Origin of the sequence: Prevotella sp. P5-92, assembly GCF_002251245.1 — a bacterium.
Classification (GTDB): domain Bacteria; phylum Bacteroidota; class Bacteroidia; order Bacteroidales; family Bacteroidaceae; genus Prevotella.
The window spans coordinates 1-383 of the sequence record NZ_NPJG01000102.1; the positions used below are offsets into that span (position 1 = coordinate 1).

Below are 383 nucleotides of genomic sequence, written 5' to 3' on the forward strand. Positions count from 1 at the left end.
CCCCCTGACGAACTACAAGCTGATAGATGACATCACGTCCGAGCTTTCTGACAAGCTGAAGATCCAGCAACAGCAGAACATACTCGCGGATGCATGGAAACCGTACATGAAAGAGCTTGATACATTCCACACAGATGCGACATGCTATGAGAGCGAGATGCGGTATCCGACGGACCAGAAGCTGCTGTGGGAATGCGTTGGGAAGTCATATCGTATGATGTGTGATGCCTGTCAGCGTCTTGGCATCCACCGCCCGAGGACGAAGTACCTTGACGTGGAGAAGGCGAACATGGAGTATGTGAAGCAGCGCAAACACAAGAAGTCACAACAGCGCAGGATTATCCGCCGGCTGTTAAACCTGCTGGGGAAGATCCTGAAGGAAG

1 pseudogene is annotated in these 383 nt (G+C 52.0%); it reads left to right on the forward strand.

The features are described 5' to 3' along the window. Nucleotides 1–157: 157 nt before the first annotated feature. Nucleotides 158–383 (forward strand): annotated as a pseudogene (locus CIK99_RS15605) (DDE transposase); the annotation flags it as partial.